Here is a 239-nt window from a genome sequence, read left to right as displayed (position 1 = left end):
TGACCCGGTTGGTGCCGCCGCGGTGGCCGCCTGCCGGGCCCAGGACGACACTCCAGTCCGCGGTCTTGATCACGTCCAGCTTGTGATCGATCACCACCACCGTGTTGCCCTCGTCGCGCTGCTTGTGCAGCACGCCCAGCAGCGCTTCGATGTGGTGGAAGTGCAGGCCGGTGGTCGGCGCGTCCAGGGTGTACAGCGGGGGCCCGGTGTCGCGGCGCGGCCGCTCGGTGGTGAGCTTC

Annotated in this window: 1 protein-coding gene; it reads right to left on the bottom strand. The window is 70.3% G+C overall.

Features of this window, described 5'->3' with window-relative positions; genetic code table 11:
* On the bottom strand, positions 1 to 239 hold a 239-nt coding region (locus tag ACQG3P_RS23020), incomplete at both ends, for a hypothetical protein (protein WP_426806341.1).

Origin of the sequence: Stenotrophomonas sp. SrG, assembly GCF_050031795.1 — a bacterium.
In the GTDB taxonomy this organism is placed as follows: Bacteria; Pseudomonadota; Gammaproteobacteria; order Xanthomonadales; family Xanthomonadaceae; genus Stenotrophomonas; species Stenotrophomonas rhizophila_A.
The sequence above is the reverse complement of the archived record's forward strand: the minus strand, read 5'-3'. Positions and strand labels throughout refer to the sequence as shown.